Origin of the sequence: Pseudomonas koreensis, from assembly GCF_024169245.1 — a bacterium.
Taxonomy (GTDB): Bacteria; Pseudomonadota; Gammaproteobacteria; order Pseudomonadales; family Pseudomonadaceae; genus Aquipseudomonas; species Aquipseudomonas koreensis_F.
In genome coordinates this window covers 798,146-814,858 of record NZ_JALJWP010000001.1, presented here as the reverse complement: position 1 = coordinate 814,858, position 16,713 = coordinate 798,146, and the positions used below count along the sequence as shown (strand labels likewise).

Below are 16,713 nucleotides of genomic sequence, written 5' to 3'. Positions count from 1 at the left end.
TCGCTCCCACAGGTTTTGCATTTACAGCGTTAGCGTCAACCGGCTGATCAGCGCCCCCGGCAGCAATGCCGACGAAGTATTGCGCTGGCTGTACGTACTGGCCGACAGCAGCAGTTCGCGTTCCGTGGTCAGAGCTTCCAGCTGCGAACCGAGCAGGTTGTAAGCGCTGTCGTCGAAACGCATGGTGCTGACCGGCGCCTGGATCTCGCCGTTCTCGACCCAGAAGGTCGCGAAACGGGTCATGCCGGTCATGCGCGCCGCCGGTTGATCCGAGTAGTTCAGGTACCACAGGTTGCTGATGTACAGCCCGGTGCCCAATTGCTTGAGGATCTCTTCCTGCGACAGATCACCTGCAGCCATGCTCAACGCGCTGGGCATCTCGCCGCCACCCGCGCCGTTCGCCGCCAGACCATATTCGGCAGCGCTGCGCGAGCCGACCAGTTGATCGCCGGCCTTGCCCTCGACGATCAGACGCAGATCGCTGCGCGGATAACCCTCGGCGGAAAACGCCGGGCTCAGCGATTCGCTGACCTTTTCGTCCAGCGACAGCAGCGGGCTGAAGGCCTGATCGCCGACGTAGAGCTTCTGCAACGGACTGCTCTTGCTGGCAATCGACTGCGCCGAGAACCCGCCCCAGCTGAGCATGCCCATAATCTCTTCCAGTGCCGCCGGCGCCAGATAGGCGCGGTACTGACCGGGCGCCAAAGTGCGTAACGGTCGGCCGAGAAACTCAAGCTGTTCGCGGGCCTGGGCGAAACGCCGGGCGAACCCCTCATCGCTCCAGTCGTGCCCGGCGTAGCTGGCCTTCACCGCTTCGCCATTTTCATGGAACAGGCTGAAATCGAAATTGAAGCTGTTGGCCTCATGCCAGCCGAACGCACCGGCGGAACTGGCGAAACCGCGGCTGATCGGACCAGCGGCATAAAAACCGACCAGATCGAGACCTTCAGCGGCGGCGCAGATTTGCCCGACGACATCTTCGGTGTCCGGCAGCGGATGCGCTTGTATGTGCGTGCTCTGCCAGCTGTTGTGATTGAGCAGCAGGTACGGATCCTGCGGCAGCAGCGGCAAGGTTTCGCGCAATTGCTGCAGGCCTTCGGCGAGCCGTTGCAGATCGGCTTCCTGATCCCCGGACAAGGTGATCTGCAGGTCGGCGTGGCGACCGTCATTGATCAGTTTCAGACCGACGTTGGCCTGCTGCACTTGCCCGGCCTGGCGCACCTTGGCGTGATTGAAACGCACGAACGCCGAGGCTTCGGCGGCGTAGCTGAGCGTGAACTGTTCCGGCTCGCGCACGCTGTCGCGCAACCAGTTGACCATGACCTTGAAGGCGTCGGACTGACGCTTCGAAATGCTCATCAGGCGTCTCCCCCAAACACATCAATATTGCTGAATACGCAGGCCGGCGAAGCGTGCCCGACGCGAATCACCTGGTTCGGTTCGCCCTTGCCGCAGTTCGGCGTGCCCAGCACCTTGACGGTGTTGGCATCGCCGACGGCGCGCAGGCTCTTCCAGAAGTGCGCGGAAATCGCCCGGTAGTTGGGATTTTTCACCACGCCTTTAAGCTCACCCTTCTCGATCAGCTGGCCCCATTCACAGCCGAACTGGAATTTGTTGCGGGCATCGTCGATCGACCACGAGCGGTTGGTGCTCATCAAGATGCCGTGCTCGATACCGCTGATCATCTGCTCCAGCGTCTGATCGCCGGGCTCGATATTGAGGTTGGCCATGCGGTCGATCGGCGGGCGGTTCCAGCCGCAGGCGCGGCTGTTGGCAACGCCATCGAGCCCGGCACGATATTGCGACAGCGCTCCGCCCAGTGGCCGCAGCAGCAGTCCGTCGCGAATCAGGAATTGTTTGCTTGCCGCAGTGCCGTCGTCGTCATGGCCATAGCTGGCGAGTTCTTCGGGAATATCCGGATCGAAAGTCACGTTGAGCAAATTCGAGCCGTATTGCAGGCTGCCGAAATCGCTGGTTTTGACGAAACTGGTGCCGGCGTAATTGCGCTCATCACCGAGGATGCGGTCGAGCTCCAGCGGGTGGCCGATGGATTCGTGGATCTGCAGCATCATCTGATCGGGCATCAGCAGCAGGTCGCGCGGGCCTTGTGGGGTGTTCGGCGCGAGCAGCAATTGCAGGGCCTGATCGGCGACTTGCGGGCCGGCGCCGACCAGACCGCAGCGGCTGATGACATCGGCGCCACCCTGTTGGCCGAAATTCTCCCGGCCAAGGCTGCGGGTCTGGCTGTCGTTGCCATCGTAGGCAGTGACGTCCAGGCCCGGATAGACGAAGCGCTGGGCCTGACGCAATTCGGCGCCGGCGCTGCTCAGATAGATCTGCTCGACGTGGGTGATGCCGATACTCACCTGCCAATTGACCAGGCGCTCATCCTTGGGCACCGCAGCGGATTCCGCGCCGAGCAGTTCGAAACATTCGTTCAGGGAAGGAAAGGGCTGTTCGAGATTGGGTGAAAAATAATCAGCGCGGTCGCTGGAAACCGGCTGCTCGCGCAGATCGAGCAAGGCGTGCGGCTTGAGTCGGCGAGCCTGTTGCTCGGCGCGTTCCAAGGCCGCTTGCAGGCCTTGTTGCGAAAGGTCATTGGTCGCCGCGTAGGCTTCGACGCCATTGACGCGCACGGTGAGCATCGCCCCTTCGTCGCGGCTCAGGCTCGGCGGTTCGGCGACGTTCTTGCGCACCGACAGGTACTGCCCGGACTCGCGCACATACCGCAGGGAAAAAAATTCAGCGCCCGTGCGCAAGGCAGCGAAGCGCTGCTTGAGCTGGGGGTGGAAATCGAACATTCGGGAACCTCCTTGTAATGGAGTAGCGGCATGGCGACAGCGGGGAGGGGTGAAACGGTTGCGCGAGGTCTAGAGTAGGCCTGCGTGGGGGTAGGATCAAGTGAAGAGGGGGTGTAGGAGGTTTTACTGTGCAGCGGGGGAATTTGTGCTGAATCTGAGGGCCCCTTCGCGAGCAGGCTCGCTCCCACAGTTGAAATGCATTCCAATGTGGGAGCGAGCCTGCTCGCGAAGGCCGCGCCTCGGTACTACGACTTACTGAACAACCGGGGTGATATCCCGCATCGGCTTGCCCTTGACCGGCGCGCCGTTCGCGACGTAGTACGCCGCATTACTGCGCGGCAGTGGCTTGCGGCCACGAATTTTGTCGGCGATTTTTTCGGCCATCATGATCGTCGGGGCGTTGAGGTTGCCGGTGGTGATGATCGGCATGATCGAGGCATCGACCACACGCAGGCTCTGCATACCATGCACACGACCTTCGCCATCGACCACCGCCATTTCGTCGGTGCCCATCTTGCACGAGCAGGACGGGTGGAACGCGGTTTCGGCGTGCTCGCGGATGAACTTGTCGAGCTGCTCATCGGTTTGCACGTCGATGCCCGGGCTGATTTCGCGACCACGGAACGCATCCAGTGCCGGCTGCTGCATGATTTCGCGGGTCAGGCGGATGCCGTCGCGGAATTCCTGCCAGTCCTGCTCGGTGGCCATGTAGTTGAAAAGGATGCTCGGGTGCTGGCGCGGATCCTTGGATTTGACCTGGATGCGGCCACGGCTCGGCGAACGCATGGAACCCATGTGCGCCTGGAAACCGTGCTCTTTCACACCGTTGCTGCCGTTGTAGTTGATCGCCACCGGCAGGAAGTGGTACTGGATGTTCGGCCATTCGAATTCAGGACGCGAACGGATGAAGCCGCCGGCCTCGAACTGGTTGCTGGCGCCGATGCCGGTGCCGTTGAACAGCCACTCGGCGCCGATCGCCGGCTGGTTGTACCAGAGCAGCGACGGGTACAGCGAGACCGGTTGGGTGCAGGCGTATTGCAGGTACAGCTCAAGGTGATCCTGCAGGTTTTCACCAACGCCCGGTAGATCGTGAACCACCGGGATGTCGAGGCTTTCCAGCAGTTTCGCCGGGCCGACGCCGGAGCGCTGCAGAATCTGCGGCGATGCGATGGCGCCGGAGCACAGCAGGACTTCCTTGCGCGCCTTGGCTTCAACGCGTTCCTCAGCGTCGCCGATCAGGTAACGCACGCCGACCGCACGCTTGCCTTCAAAGAGAATCTTGTCGGTCAGGGCGTGGGTGACGATGGTCAGGGTCGAGCGCTTTTTAGCGATGTCGAGGTAACCACGGGCGGTGGAAGCACGGCGGCCGTTCGGCGTCACGGTGCGGTCCATCGGGCCGAAGCCTTCCTGCTGGTAGCCGTTGAGGTCTTCGGTGCGCGGATAACCGGCCTGCACGCCGGCTTCAACCATGGCGTGGAACAGCGGGTTGTTGCCGGCCTTTGGCGTGGTCACGCTGACCGGGCCGTCGCCACCGTGGTAATCGTTCGGGCCGATGTCACGGGTTTCGGCTTTGCGGAAATACGGCAGGCAATCGAGGTACGACCAGTCTTCCAGGCCCGGCAGTTTCGCCCAGCCGTCATAGTCCATCGCGTTGCCGCGGATGTAGCACATGCCGTTGATCAGCGAAGAGCCGCCAAGGCCCTTGCCGCGACCGCATTCCATGCGGCGGCCGTCCATGTGCGGCTCTGGATCGGTTTCATAGGCCCAGTTGTAGCGACGACCCTGCAGCGGGAACGCCAGCGCGGCGGGCATCTGGGTACGGAAGTCGAGGCGGTAGTCCGGGCCCCCGGCTTCGAGCAGCAGAACGGTGACGCCTTCGTCTTCAGTCAGACGGGTCGCCAGGGTGTTACCGGCCGAGCCGGCACCGATGATGATGTAATCGAATTCTTGGGACATTGAATGCACCCTCTTTGATAGTGGTCAGGTCAGGCCTGGTGAGTGCTTTGCACTCAATCGCCAGCAGGCTGGCTCCCACAGGGGATTGGGGATGCCACAGATTTGGTGCATGACACCAAACCTGTGGGAGCGAGCCTGCTCGCGAAGACGGCCTCGCGAGCAATGCAAATCTCGGGTCTTAGAACACCGAGACGTAATCGCCCAGCTCGACCTGTACCGATTTGATGCGGGTGAAATTGTTCAGCGAGCTGATGCCGTTCTCACGGCCCACGCCCGACTGCTTGTAGCCGCCAACCGGCATTTTCGCGTCGGACTCGCCCCAGGCGTTGATCCAGCAGATACCGGCTTCCAGTTGATGAATCACGCGGTGCGCGCGGTTCAGGTCTTTGGTGACGATACCGGCAGCCAGACCGAAGTCGGTATCGTTGGCGCGGCGGATCACTTCTTCTTCGGTTTCGTAGGAGAGGATCGCCATGACCGGGCCGAAGATTTCTTCGCGCACGATGGTCATGTCGTCGCTGCAATCGGTGAACACGGTTGGCGCCACGAACGCGCCTTTGGCGAATTCGCCGTCGGTCAGACGACCGCCGCCGCACAGTACGCGGGCACCTTGTTCCTTACCTTTTTCGATGTAGGCCAGCACGCTTTCCATGTGGGCGAAGCTGACCAGCGGGCCGAAGTTGGTGTTTTCGTCTTCCGGGTTGCCGACGCGGATGCGTGCAACGCGCTCAACGATCTTGGCTTCAAAAGCGGCTTTCAGGTGCGCCGGTACGAACACGCGAGTGCCGTTGGTGCAGACCTGACCGGAGCTATAGAAGTTGGCCATCATCGCCGTGTCGGCAGCGCGATCAAGATCGGCGTCGTCGCAGATGATCAGCGGCGACTTGCCGCCCAGTTCCATGGTCACGTCCTTGAGCGACGAAGCCGAAGCGCTGGCCATGACTTTCTTGCCGGTGTCGGTGCCGCCGGTGAAGGAGATTTTCTCGATGCGCGGGTGCTCGGTCAGCCAAGTGCCGACTTCGCGGCCGCTGCCGGTCAGGACGTTGAACACGCCGTTCGGCACGCCGGCTTCGGTGTAGATCTCAGCCAGTTTCAGGGTGGTCAGCGAGGTGACTTCGCTTGGCTTGAAGATCATCGCGTTACCGGCCGCCAGGGCTGGAGCGGATTTCCACAGGGCGATCTGGATCGGGTAGTTCCACGCGCCGATACCGGCGACCACGCCCAGCGGCTCGCGACGGGTGTAAACGAACGAGGTGTCACGCAGCGGGATCTGCTCGCCTTCGATGGCGGGCACCAGGCCTGCGTAGTATTCCAGCACGTCAGCGCCGGTGACGATGTCGACGTACTTGGTTTCGGAGAAGGATTTGCCGGTGTCCAGGGTTTCCAGCGCGGCCAGCTCATCGTTGCGCTCGCGCAAGATGTCGACGGCGCGACGCAGGATGCGCGAACGCTCCATGGCGGTCATTGCGGCCCAGATTTTCTGGCCCTTTTCAGCGCTGACCACGGCGCGCTCGACGTCGTCCTTGGTCGCACGTTGCACCAGTGCGAGGACTTCACCGTTCGCCGGGTTGATGGCTTCGAAGGTGGCATCGCTGCCGGCATCGGTATACGCGCCATCGATGTAGAGTTTTTGCAGTTCGAAACGGGCCATAGTGTCCTCGCAAGTGCATAAGTGGTTGGCGTTGACCACCGCGATCACGCTGCGGTGGAGTTCAGGGGTCGAGCGGTTTCTGTGTGCTCTAACTCACCTGCTTGGCCAATTGGAAATCCATGTATTCGTAAGCGATCTGTTGCGCCTGCGCCGTGTCGAAAGCGTCTCCCGACAGCGCGCCGCGCAACCACAAGCCGTCAATCAACGCTGCCAGACCCCGGGCGGCGCTGCGCGCATCTTCGAGCGGCAGCACACGGCGGAACTGGCAGCACAGGTTGGAATACAGACGGTGATCGTTGATCCGCTGCAACCTGTGCAAAGACGGCTGGTGCATGCTGGTGGCCCAGAAGGCCAGCCAGGTTTTCATTGCCGGGCCATTGACCTGGCTGGCGTCGAAGTTGCCTTCGATGATCACCTGCAGATGCGCCCGTGGGCTGTCATCTGCCAGCGCCTGACGGCGCGCGGTGACGCTCTCGCTGAGGGCGGTCATCAGGTACCGCATCGTGGCGGCGATCAGGCCGTTCTTGTCCTGAAAATAATGACTGATGATGCCATTCGAGACACCGGCCAAACGGGCGATCAGCGCAATGCTGGCGTCCCCCATTCCGACCTGATCGACGGCCTGCAAAGTGGCTTCGATCAGTTGTTGGCGGCGGATGGGTTGCATACCGACCTTGGGCATCTTGCACATCTCCTTAGGCCTTCCGAGGGGCGAATGACGCCGATCGGATTGAGGGCCAGTCTATTTTGTTTTGATTGAACGTTCAATCAACAAAGAATAAGATCTGCGACAATTCGTCGCTGCCTACAGAAAATTCCTACGCGTGATGACGATAAAAACCGACACCTGAAACGGCTCGAAACCTGCGTGGGGCATGGCGCGGTTCGCGATTCGATGGACGTGTTGAAAGGGCAAGACGCTCGGGGCCAGGTTTCGGATGAACGTCCGGCACCTCTGGCCACGAAAGCGAATACGCAACGCCATTTCGGCAGGTTCGGGCTTTTTTCGGAGTGTCTTTATATCACCCGCCGGTCGGCTGCCAACTAACCGATTGGTCGGGTTCCGTGATGCCTTGTGTTCTTCTCTCGCACTGCCTGGAGCATTTGTGCCATGAGTTCTGCCTCGCTAATAAAGACCCCGCCCGAGAAGGTGACGGTCAACGGTTGGGTGTTCTACACCTCGACCGCGCTGATTCTGTTGTTGACCGCCATTCTGATCATCGCCCCGCAAGAGGCCGGCAGAATGTTGGGGATGGCCCAGGCCTGGTTGTCGCGCAGCTTCGGCTGGTACTACATGGTGGTGATCGCTGCCTACCTGGTGTTCGTGGTCGGTCTGGCGTTTTCCTCGTACGGCAAACTCAAACTGGGCAGCAAGGACGACACCCCGGATTTCAGTTACGGCGCCTGGGCGGGGATGCTGTTCTCGTCGGGCATCGGCATTTCGCTGTTGTACTTCGGCGCGTCCGAGCCGCTGGATCACTATTTCAATCCGCCGGAAGGCACCTCGGCCACGAATATGGCCGCGCGGCAGGCGGTGCAACTGACCTTCCTGCACTGGGGCCTGCACGGCTGGGCGATCTACGCGCTGGTCGGTCTGGCCGTGGCGTATTTTGCCTATCGGCATAACCAACCGCTGGCGCTGCGTTCGGCGCTGTATCCGCTGGTCGGCGAGCGTTGGGTCAAGGGCGCGGCCGGGCACGCGGTGGATGGCTTCGGCATGTTCGTCACCCTGCTGGGTCTGGTGACCAACCTGGGGATTGGCTCGCTGCAAGTGTCGTCCGGGCTGGAAAACCTGTTCGGCATGGAGCACAGCAACACCAACCTGCTGATCGTCATCATCGTCATGAGCACCGTGGCGACCATCGCCGCCGTGTCGGGTGTGGAAAACGGCATCCGTCGTCTGTCCAACCTGAACATCGTGCTGTTCAGCGGCCTGCTGATTTTCGTTCTGCTGTTCGGCCCGACTTTGCACCTGCTCAACGGCTTCGTGCAGAACATCGGTGACTACCTCAACGGCGTGGTGCTGAAGACCTTCGACCTGTACGTCTATGAAGGCGACAGCGCCAAGTCCGATCGCTGGCTGGGCCTGTGGACGCTGTTCTACTGGGCCTGGTGGATTTCCTGGGCGCCATTCGTGGGCATGTTCATCGCACGGATTTCCCGTGGCCGCAGCGTGCGTGAGCTGGTTGCTGGCGTGCTGCTGATTCCGCTGGGCTTCACCTTGGCGTGGCTGTCGATCTTCGGCAACTCGGCGCTGGATCTGGTGATGAATCAGGGCGCGGTGGAGCTGGGCAAGACGGCGCTGGAACAGCCGTCGATGGCGATCTATCAGTTGCTTGAGCATTACCCGGCGTCGAAAGTCGTCATCGGGGTGTCGATCTTTGTCGGCTTCGTGCTGTTCCTGACCCCGGCCGACTCCGGCGCGGTGATGATGGCGAATCTTTCCTGCAAGGGCGGCAACGTCGATGAAGACGCGCCGCACTGGCTGCGGATCTTCTGGTCGGTGGTGATCACCCTGGTGACCATCGGCCTGCTGTTCGCCGGCAACTTCGAAGCCATGCAGACCATGGTGGTGCTGGCCGGCCTGCCGTTCTCGGTGGTGCTGATCTGCTTCATGTTCGGCCTGCACAAGGCGATGCGCCAGGACGTGCAGATCGAACAGGAGCAAGCGCAACTGGCCGAGCGCGGGCGCCGTGGTTTCAGCGAGCGCCTGACGCAACTGGATCTGCAGCCGAGCCAATCGGTGGTGCAGCGCTTCATGGACAAGCACGTCACTCCGGCGCTGGAAGATGCAGCGGCGCAATTGCGCAATCAGGGCATTGAAGTGCAGACGCTGCTGGGCAAGGCCAAGCGTTGCATGGGCGTGCGGGTCGAGATGGAGGAGGGCAACCCTTTCGTTTACGAAGTGAGCCTGGATGGTTATCTGGCGACTCCGACCGAATCGGCACAGTCCGATGAAGCGCGCCAGCGTTATTACCGTGCTGAGGTGTATCTGCACAATGGCAGTCAGGACTACGACTTGATGGGCTTCACTCCTGAGCAGATTACGCGGGATGTGCTGGATCAGTTTGAAAGCCATCGGCAGCTCCTTGGCCGGGTGTATAGCTAAACCGTAAGAGCGCGGTGTTTCTGTCTGAAGCACCGCGTTGTTCCTTTAAAAGATCGCAGCCTTCGGCAGCTCCTACATGGATCGCATTCCCCCTGTAGGAGCTGCCGAAGGCTGCGATCTTTTGATCTTCAAACAAAAACGCCGCGATAGTCTCGCGGCGTTTTCGTGTCTGCGGGGTTTACCCCAGATTCTTGCCCAGCAACGCGTGATACAGCTCGCTGTCCCCCAGAATCCCCACCACATGATTGTTATCGTGCAGGACCAGCTTGTTGCCGGTCTGATAACGGATCTGCAGCGCGTCACGCATGCCGATGTTCGAGTCCACCAGCGTCGGTTTGCGCTCCAGGCCTTCCACCGCTTGCCCCGGTGCCCAGTTCTGCAGGTTCAGCACCGAGCCGTTCTGGCGTGCGCCTTTGATGGTGTTGCCTTCAGCCAGGTCCAGCCACGAGTCGCCGCCAGGATCCAGGCACACCGAGCCGTTGATGCGTTTGCACTTGTCCAGCGTGCGCATCAGGCTGCGGCCGCAGAGCACGTTGAGCGGGTTGGTGTGGGCGACAAAGGTGCGCACATAGTCGTCCGCCGGGTTGAGGACGATTTCTTCCGGCACGCTGTACTGGATGATCCGACCGTCCTTCATGATCGCGATGCGGCTGCCGAGTTTGAGTGCTTCATCAAGGTCGTGGCTGACAAACACGATGGTCTTGCTCAGCTTGCGTTGCAGCTCCAGCAGTTCATCCTGCAGACCCTGGCGGATCAGCGGGTCGAGAGCCGAGAACGGTTCGTCCATCAGCAGAATGTCGGCGTCCATGGCCAGCGCGCGGGCGAGGCCGACGCGCTGCTGCATGCCGCCGGAGAGTTCGTCCGGCTTCTTGTTGCGCCACTGGGTCAGGCCGACCAGTTCGAGTTTCTCATCGACAAGTTTTTTGCGTTCCTTCTCCGGTCGACCCTGCATTTCCAGACCGAAACTGATGTTCTCGCGCACCGTCAGCCAAGGCATCAGGGCGAACTTCTGGAATACCATGGCAATGCGCTTGGTGCGCATCATCTTCAGCTCGGCGGGCGTGCAGGAAGCGATGTCGATCTGGCGGTTTTCATGCTCGACGAACAACTTGCCGCGGCTCACGGTGTTGAGGCCGTTGATGCAGCGCAGCAGGCTGGATTTGCCCGAACCGGACAGGCCCATCAGCACGCAGATCTCGCCCTTGTTGATGTCCAGCGTGGCTTTTTCCACGCCGACGATCTGCCCGGTCTTCTTCAGGATCTCGTTGCGGGTCATGCCCTGATCGAGCAGCTTGAGCGCCTCGCGCGGGTCTTTGGAGAAGATTACGTCGACGTCTTCGAAGCGAATTATGCTCATGCGTCACCCCCTACTTTGGCGTCGGGTTGTTTGCAGATACGGTCGAGCATGATCGCCAGCAGTACGATTGCCAGGCCTGCTTCGAAGCCCAGCGCAATATCAGCAGTGTTCAGTGCGTTGACCACCGGTTTGCCGAGTCCGTCGGCGCCGACCAGTGCCGCGATCACCACCATCGACAGCGACAGCATGATGCACTGGGTGATGCCGGCCGCGATGCTTGGCATGGCGTGCGGCAGTTCGATCCTTGAGAGCAGTTGGCGACGCGAGCAGCCGAAGGCCTTGCCGGCGTCCATCAGTTCTTGCGGGACATCGCGGATGCCCAGGTAGGTCAGGCGGATCGGCGCTGCGATGGCGAAGACCACCGTGGAGATCAGGCCCGGTACCACACCCAGCCCGAAGAGGGTCAGGGTAGGAATGAGGTAAACGAAGGTCGGTACGGTCTGCATCAGATCGAGCACCGGCCGCATCATGGTGTAGAACATCGGTTTGTGCGCGGCGACGATGCCCAGCGGCACGCCGATCAACACGCAGACCAGGGTGGCGAACAGCACCTGGGCGAGGGTTTCCATGGTTTCCTGCCAGTACCCCAGATTGAGGATGAGCAGGAACGAGGCGACCACGAACGCGGTCAGGCCCCACTTGCGTTGAATCAGGTGGGCGATGATGGCGATCAGGCCAATCAGCACCAGTGGGTTGAACCAGGTCAGCGCAAACGTCACGCCGTGGATCATCGTTTCCAGTGTCACGGCGATTGCGTCGAAGGTGTTGGCGCCGTGTTGCGTCAACCATTCGACGAAGCCCGCGATGTACTGGCCTAGAGGTATTTTCTGATCAATCAGCATGGTAGTGAACGTCCGCATGCAAGGAAATTAACAGCCCGGGCAGGCACGCCTGCCCGGCATAAGCGATGCCCCTCGAATCAAGGCGCGAGCTTGGCTTTCACGGCCTCCAGGCCTGGTTTACCGCCAATGGTGGTCACGCCAGCGAGCCAGGTTTCGAGCACCTGAGGATTCTTTTTCAGCCAGGCCTTGGCGGCCGCGTCAGGCTTCATCTTGTCGTCGAGGATGTTGCCCATCAGTTCACTTTCCATGTCGACGGTGAACTCCAGGTTTTTCAACAGCTGACCGACGTTGCTGCATTCTTCGGCGTAACCCTTGCGGGTGTTGGTGGCCACGGTGGCTGCGCCGAAATCGGGGCCGAAGAAGTCATCGCCACCGGTCAGGTACTGAATCTTGAAACGCTTGTTCATCGGGTGCGGCGCCCAGCCGAGGAAGACCACGGCGGTGTCGCGCTTCTGCGCCCGGTCGACTTGCGAGAGCATGCCGGCCTCGGAGGATTCGACAACTTTGAAACCGGCGGTTTTCAGGCCGAAGGCGTCCTTGTCGATCATGCTCTGGATCAGCCGGTTGCCGTCGTTGCCTGGCTCGATGCCGTAGATCTTGCCGTCGAGCTCTTTCTTGAATTTGGCGATATCGGCGAAATCATGCAGGCCTTTGTCGTACAGGGCTTGCGGCACGGCGAGGGTGTATTTGGCACCCTTGAGATTGGTGCGCACGGTGTCGACAGTGCCGGCATCGCGGTACGGCTTGATGTCGTTCTCCATGGTCGGCATCCAGTTACCGAGAAACACGTCCATGTTCTTGCCGTCGGCCAGCGACTTGTAGGTCACGGGCACGGAGATCATGGTGGTCTTGGTCTTGTAGCCGAGGGCGTTGAGAACAACGGAAGTGGTGGCGGTGGTCGCGGTGATGTCGGTCCAGCCGACATCGGAGAAGTTAACGAGGCTGCACTGTGCCGGTTCTGCGGCTTGCGCCAGTAACGGCAGACTCAGCAGGGCGGCCAACAACAACGACGGGGAACCTTTCATGGATGGACTCCTTGGTGTTTTTTTTGGCAGTGTTCCGACTGTGGACCACCGCACTTATGGGTTGCGGTTGGTGGCGTTCGTAAGACAGCTCTACCGCAGCGCCTGGCAATCGAGTCATCCCGATCATGTACCAGTGAAAATCTGACGCCTACAGGGAGGGTCGTATCCAGTACAGGGATGGTCGCTTCCAGTGTCGGTGACGTCGCTTACAGCTTTTTTCCGCCCCCGAGGACCTGCGCAACTGCATAAAAACGGCGTATTTGCGGGGCGAAAACGTAACGACGCTGCTGGACATGAGTGCGTCGGTGTCAGACGCCGTGCGCGCCGACAAAAGCCCGATGATGCCGGCATTCGGCGGATCGCAGCTTGAGCGTAGCAGCTCCGCCAGCGGGCGCTTTTGCCGCCCGGACCGGTATTCTCAGGAGCTCTGCAGCAATGGCTATCAGCGTTTTCGACCTGTTCAAAATCGGCATCGGCCCTTCCAGTTCCCACACCGTCGGGCCGATGCGCGCCGCCGCGCTGTTCGTCGAGTCGCTGCGCGACAAGCATCAGCTGGAACAGGTGCGGCGCATCGAGGTGCAGTTGTTCGGTTCGCTGTCGGCCACCGGTGTCGGCCACGGCAGTGACAACGCGGTGATCATGGGCCTGATGGGCGAGTGGCCGGACGCAATCGACCCGTCGCAGATCGGCCCGCGCATTCAGGCGCTGCGCGAGACGCATACGCTGTTATTGGATGGTCGTCTGTCGGTGCCGTTTGTCTGGGCGCGGGACATGCGCCTGATCGACGAAAACCTGCCATTCCATCCCAACGCCATGACCCTGGTTGCCGAAGGCGAGTTCGGTGAACTGCACCGTGACACCTACTATTCAATCGGCGGCGGCTTTGTCGTTGACGAGGCGCAAGCGGCCAGCGGTGTGGTCGATCTGGATCGCACCGAATTGCCCTACGACTTCTCCAGTGCGGTCGAGCTGCTGGAGTTGTGCAAAAAACACAACCTGCGCGTTGCCGAACTGATGATGGCCAACGAAAAGGTCTGGCGCAGCGAAGAAGAAATCCGCGCCGGCCTGATGAAGCTGTGGCGGGCGATGCAGGATTGCGTCGAGCAGGGCCTCAAGCACGAAGGCATCCTTCCCGGTGGCCTGAACGTGCGGCGGCGTGCGGCAAAGTTGCACCGCAGTTTGCAGGAACTGAACAAACCCAATGTCATCGGCTCGACCCTGAGCGCGATGGAGTGGGTCAACCTGTTCGCCCTGGCCGTCAATGAAGAGAATGCTGCCGGCGGGCGTATGGTCACCGCACCGACCAACGGTGCGGCGGGGATCATCCCGGCGGTGCTGCACTATTTCATGAAGTTCAGCGAGGCGGTCACCGACGCCAACGTCGTCGACTATTTCCTCAGCGCAGCGGCGGTCGGCATTCTGTGCAAGAAGAACGCTTCGATCTCAGGCGCCGAAGTCGGTTGCCAGGGCGAGGTCGGTTCGGCCTGCGCCATGGCAGCGGCGGGGCTGGCGGAGATTCTCGGCGCCACGCCTGAACAATTGTGCAACGCGGCGGAAATCGGCCTGGAGCACAACCTGGGTCTGACCTGCGACCCGGTCGGTGGGCTGGTGCAAGTGCCATGCATCGAGCGCAATGCGATTGCGGCGGTGAAGGCGATCAACGCGGCGCAAATGGCCCTGCGTGGCGACGGTCAGCACTTCATCTCGCTGGACCGGGTGATACGCACCATGCGCGATACCGGCGCCGATATGCATGACAAATATAAAGAAACGTCGCGCGGTGGGTTGGCGGTCAGCGCGGTTGAATGCTGAACCCGCCACACCGAGGTGAATTCTTCGCGAGCAAGCTCGCTCCCACATTGGAACCTTGGGTTCACACATATTGTGTTCACTGGAGATCTACTGTGGGAGCGAGCTTGCTCGCGAAAGCGCCAGACCAGTCAAAATTGCTCAACAAAAGAACACCTCGATCCAGCCACGCCACCTTTTGGCGCGTCGCAATCAGACAAGAGCCATTGTCAGTCGTGACTTGTCAGTCGTTACCTGACCGTCCGTCGCCCGTGCTTGCGGTGACACTCTTTGCAAAACCTCTGCAGGCCAGTTCCCACAAGTGCTACCGATCTGCTCACAGGCTGCGCGGCAGGGCGGTTAAGGCGCTTGATGGCACTTCGAAATGCCGTGATCCGAGGTCTCGTATAGACGCGTCGCGAGGTCGTTTTCAGGAGTTATTGAATGGCCATCCAATTTTAGGCATGGCAATTGCTCTGTCATAACAAAGCCTGCTTCCCTCGTGAGAACGCCGGCAATAACAAGAGCCTCCGCCTGAGGCCACCACCCGCTTTGTGTGAGGAGATACCGCGATGACGTCGTTCAACTCCGGGGCCCAACCCCAGAACCGTGCGCCTCAATCCATCGGCTTTCTGCTGCTGGACAATTTCACGCTGATTTCCCTGGCGTCCGCCGTTGAGCCACTGCGCATGGCCAACCAATTGTCCGGTCGCGAGCTGTATCGCTGGAGCACCCTCACTGTCGACGGCGGCCAGGTCTGGGCCAGTGACGGTCTGCAAATCACCCCTGACGCCTCGATGCACAAAGCCCCGCCACTGGACACTGTGATTGTCTGCGGCGGCATCGGTATTCAACGCACCGTGACCCGTGAGCACGTTTCCTGGCTGCAAAGCCAGGCGCGCCAGTCCAAGCGGCTTGGCGCGGTGTGCACCGGCAGTTGGGCACTGGCCTGTGCCGGTCTGCTCGACGGCTTCGATTGCAGCGTGCACTGGGAATGTCTGGCGGCGATGCAGGAAGCTTTCCCGCGCGTGGCCATGAGCACACGCCTGTTCACCCTCGACCGCAACCGCTTCACCAGCTCCGGCGGCACCGCGCCGCTGGACATGATGCTGCACCTGATCAGCCGCGATCACGGTCGCGAATTGTCCGCAGCGATCTCGGAAATGTTCGTCTACGAACGCATCCGCAACGAGCAGGATCACCAGCGCGTGCCGCTCAAGCACATGCTTGGCACCAACCAGCCGAAGCTGCAGGAAATCGTCGCACTGATGGAAGCCAATCTGGAAGAGCCGATCGACCTCGATGAACTGGCGGTGTATGTCGCGGTGTCGCGTCGACAGCTGGAGCGGTTGTTCCAGAAATACCTGCACTGCTCGCCGTCGCGCTACTACCTCAAACTGCGGCTGATTCGCGCCCGGCAACTGCTCAAGCAGACGCCGATGTCGATCATCGAAGTGGCGTCGGTGTGTGGTTTCGTCTCCACGCCGCACTTCTCCAAGTGCTACCGCGAATACTTCGGCATCCCGCCGCGTGACGAACGCGTCGGCTCCAACACCACCCAGCAAGTGGCCATGCTGCCGCTGCCGCAGGCGATCGTGATGTCGCCGCTGTCGGGGCCGATGTCGGCGCTGAGTCAGGCGCGCAATGAGTCGACGTTTGCCAGTGTAAGGCTGTAAAGCAAAAGATGTGATCGTTCCCACGCTCTGCGTGGGAACGCCTCAACGGACGCTCTGCGTTCGGCCTTGTGGGACGCAGAGCGTCCCGGGCTGCATTCCCACGCAGAGCGTGGGAACGATCAATGTAGGAGCTGCCGAAGGCCGCGATCTTTTGATCTTTTCTCAGGCGCTGTGGGACTGCTGGTAATCCGAAAGAGCCGGCAACAACTGCTTGTCGATCGCCTGACGCACCGCCGGCTGGATGCTGGCGCCGCTGGTGTACATGTCCTTGACCATCTTGCGCAGTTCAAACGCGCGGACGTTATCCAATCCTCGCACCGCACACTCACAGGCCTGCTCGGCGGTGGTACCGCTCGGCACCTGGATACCCAAGGCCTTGAGCTGGCCCAACAGATCTTCCTGGTCAATCAAATCGGCGTACATCATTACGCAAATCCTTCTGTGGCAACGGAGGTCTTGGCTCGATTCTGGTGGCCCCGACCGGACGCGGCAAGGGCGTTTTGTCGCG

At 60.9% G+C, this 16,713-nt stretch carries 12 protein-coding genes; 3 read left to right on the top strand and 9 right to left on the bottom strand.

Annotated features, from left to right (window positions below; all coding sequences use genetic code 11):
- Positions 1-21: 21 nt before the first annotated feature.
- From J2Y90_RS03780 to betI, 5 genes are all read right to left on the bottom strand, one after another.
- Positions 22-1,359 carry a TldD/PmbA family protein gene (locus J2Y90_RS03780; RefSeq protein WP_253496654.1) on the bottom strand — a complete coding sequence of 446 codons (1,338 nt, stop codon included), beginning with the start codon at positions 1,357-1,359 and terminating at the stop codon, positions 22-24.
- The gene (locus J2Y90_RS03775; protein WP_253496651.1) at positions 1,359-2,801 is read right to left on the bottom strand and encodes a TldD/PmbA family protein; all 1,443 of its coding nucleotides are present in this window, start codon (positions 2,799-2,801) and stop codon (positions 1,359-1,361) included. The genes J2Y90_RS03780 and J2Y90_RS03775 overlap by 1 nt, the downstream gene beginning before the upstream one ends.
- 252 nt (positions 2,802-3,053) lie before the next feature.
- The gene (gene betA / locus J2Y90_RS03770; protein ID WP_253496649.1) at positions 3,054-4,757 is read right to left on the bottom strand and encodes a choline dehydrogenase; all 1,704 of its coding nucleotides are present in this window, start codon (positions 4,755-4,757) and stop codon (positions 3,054-3,056) included.
- A gap of 178 nt (positions 4,758-4,935) precedes the next feature.
- Complete coding sequence (betB, locus tag J2Y90_RS03765; protein WP_253496646.1) at positions 4,936-6,408, bottom strand: betaine-aldehyde dehydrogenase; 1,473 nt, start codon at positions 6,406-6,408, stop codon at positions 4,936-4,938.
- A gap of 88 nt (positions 6,409-6,496) precedes the next feature.
- Positions 6,497-7,090 carry a transcriptional regulator BetI gene (gene betI, locus J2Y90_RS03760; protein WP_042561476.1) on the bottom strand — a complete coding sequence of 198 codons (594 nt, stop codon included), beginning with the start codon at positions 7,088-7,090 and terminating at the stop codon, positions 6,497-6,499.
- A 486-nt stretch (positions 7,091-7,576) separates the two neighbouring features.
- Between betI and J2Y90_RS03755 the strand changes: the two genes are divergently transcribed.
- Positions 7,577-9,517, top strand: coding sequence for a BCCT family transporter (locus J2Y90_RS03755; protein WP_223630511.1), 1,941 nt, complete (start codon positions 7,577-7,579; stop codon positions 9,515-9,517).
- 178 nt (positions 9,518-9,695) lie between these two features.
- Here the strand turns inward: J2Y90_RS03755 and choV are convergent, their stop codons facing one another.
- From choV to J2Y90_RS03740, 3 genes are all read right to left on the bottom strand, one after another.
- A complete protein-coding gene (choV, locus tag J2Y90_RS03750) occupies positions 9,696-10,874 on the bottom strand; it encodes a choline ABC transporter ATP-binding protein (RefSeq protein ID WP_016772804.1) in 1,179 nt (392 codons plus the stop codon).
- Complete coding sequence (gene choW, locus J2Y90_RS03745; protein ID WP_016772805.1) at positions 10,871-11,716, bottom strand: choline ABC transporter permease subunit; 846 nt, start codon at positions 11,714-11,716, stop codon at positions 10,871-10,873. The genes choV and choW overlap by 4 nt, the downstream gene beginning before the upstream one ends.
- Before the next feature lie 77 nt (positions 11,717-11,793).
- Positions 11,794-12,741 (bottom strand): choline ABC transporter substrate-binding protein, encoded by a 948-nt coding sequence (locus J2Y90_RS03740; protein ID WP_253496643.1) that lies wholly within the window; start codon positions 12,739-12,741, stop codon positions 11,794-11,796.
- Between the two features lie 435 nt (positions 12,742-13,176).
- Here J2Y90_RS03740 and J2Y90_RS03735 point away from each other — a divergent pair, with 435 nt between their 5' ends.
- A complete protein-coding gene (locus tag J2Y90_RS03735) occupies positions 13,177-14,553 on the top strand; it encodes an L-serine ammonia-lyase (RefSeq protein ID WP_253496640.1) in 1,377 nt (458 codons plus the stop codon).
- A gap of 548 nt (positions 14,554-15,101) precedes the next feature.
- Positions 15,102-16,205, top strand: a complete 1,104-nt coding sequence (locus J2Y90_RS03730; RefSeq protein ID WP_007949927.1) for a GlxA family transcriptional regulator — start codon at positions 15,102-15,104, stop codon at positions 16,203-16,205.
- A 162-nt stretch (positions 16,206-16,367) separates the two neighbouring features.
- Here J2Y90_RS03730 and J2Y90_RS03725 read toward each other — a convergent pair whose 3' ends face one another.
- A complete protein-coding gene (locus J2Y90_RS03725; RefSeq protein ID WP_016772808.1) occupies positions 16,368-16,631 on the bottom strand; it encodes a hypothetical protein in 264 nt (87 codons plus the stop codon).
- Positions 16,632-16,713 lie beyond the last annotated feature (82 nt).

Coding starts and splice junctions, on each gene's coding strand:
- J2Y90_RS03725 (WP_016772808.1), bottom strand. CDS start 16,631: ATGATGTACGCCGATTTGATTGACCAGGAAGATCTGTTGGGCCAGCTC.
- J2Y90_RS03735 (WP_253496640.1), top strand. CDS start 13,177: ATGGCTATCAGCGTTTTCGACCTGTTCAAAATCGGCATCGGCCCTTCC.
- J2Y90_RS03775 (WP_253496651.1), bottom strand. CDS start 2,801: ATGTTCGATTTCCACCCCCAGCTCAAGCAGCGCTTCGCTGCCTTGCGC.
- betB (WP_253496646.1), bottom strand. CDS start 6,408: ATGGCCCGTTTCGAACTGCAAAAACTCTACATCGATGGCGCGTATACC.
- choW (WP_016772805.1), bottom strand. CDS start 11,716: ATGCTGATTGATCAGAAAATACCTCTAGGCCAGTACATCGCGGGCTTC.
- J2Y90_RS03730 (WP_007949927.1), top strand. CDS start 15,102: ATGACGTCGTTCAACTCCGGGGCCCAACCCCAGAACCGTGCGCCTCAA.
- betA (WP_253496649.1), bottom strand. CDS start 4,757: ATGTCCCAAGAATTCGATTACATCATCATCGGTGCCGGCTCGGCCGGT.
- J2Y90_RS03740 (WP_253496643.1), bottom strand. CDS start 12,741: ATGAAAGGTTCCCCGTCGTTGTTGTTGGCCGCCCTGCTGAGTCTGCCG.
- choV (WP_016772804.1), bottom strand. CDS start 10,874: ATGAGCATAATTCGCTTCGAAGACGTCGACGTAATCTTCTCCAAAGAC.
- betI (WP_042561476.1), bottom strand. CDS start 7,090: ATGCCCAAGGTCGGTATGCAACCCATCCGCCGCCAACAACTGATCGAA.
- J2Y90_RS03780 (WP_253496654.1), bottom strand. CDS start 1,359: ATGAGCATTTCGAAGCGTCAGTCCGACGCCTTCAAGGTCATGGTCAAC.